Source organism: Bacillus sp. MM2020_4 (assembly GCF_011250555.1).
GTDB lineage: Bacteria > Bacillota > Bacilli > Bacillales > Cytobacillaceae > Neobacillus.
This window is the reverse complement of sequence record NZ_JAANMZ010000115.1, coordinates 1-479: the sequence shown is the minus strand read 5'-3', so window position 1 is coordinate 479 and position 479 is coordinate 1. Positions and strand designations below refer to the sequence as shown.

1 protein-coding gene is annotated in these 479 nt (G+C 26.9%); it reads right to left on the bottom strand.

Annotated features, from left to right (window positions below; translation table 11 throughout):
* Positions 1 to 125: 125 nt before the first annotated feature.
* Positions 126 to 479, bottom strand: a 354-nt coding sequence (locus G6554_RS25640) for an ATP-binding cassette domain-containing protein (protein WP_481747941.1), incomplete at its 5' end; no start/stop codon positions are given.

Here is a 479-nt window from a genome sequence, read left to right as displayed (position 1 = left end):
AAATATAGCTATTATTATATTAGATTGGGACCATTTAATATTATAGAAATCCTTAATTTCTATAAATAATAGGAAAATAATCCCGAACAATAGAAGAAAGTTCATAAAAAAGATTGGTTTTGAATTCATAATACTAACCTCTCGATGTCAGAAATACCACTTAATAAATGTTCTTTGTGATTTATAATAAATACAAATGATTCGACATTGAAAACTCTGTCCTTAACCAGTTCACATGTAGCCATGTCTAAATGCTCGAAAGGTTCATCCAAGAATAAATATTCCCAAGAATATTCAGTAAATAAAGCTGAAATTATTATTTTTTGCTTAGTCCCTTTTGATAAGTCTTTACAAATAGTGTGTCGGTTATTCTCTAATCCAAGTTGGTTTATTAATTCATCTAGATTGATGAATTGCTTTGGAATTTTCAACATCTTATTAAGATAGAAATATAAAAAATCTTCTAAAGACATATACGG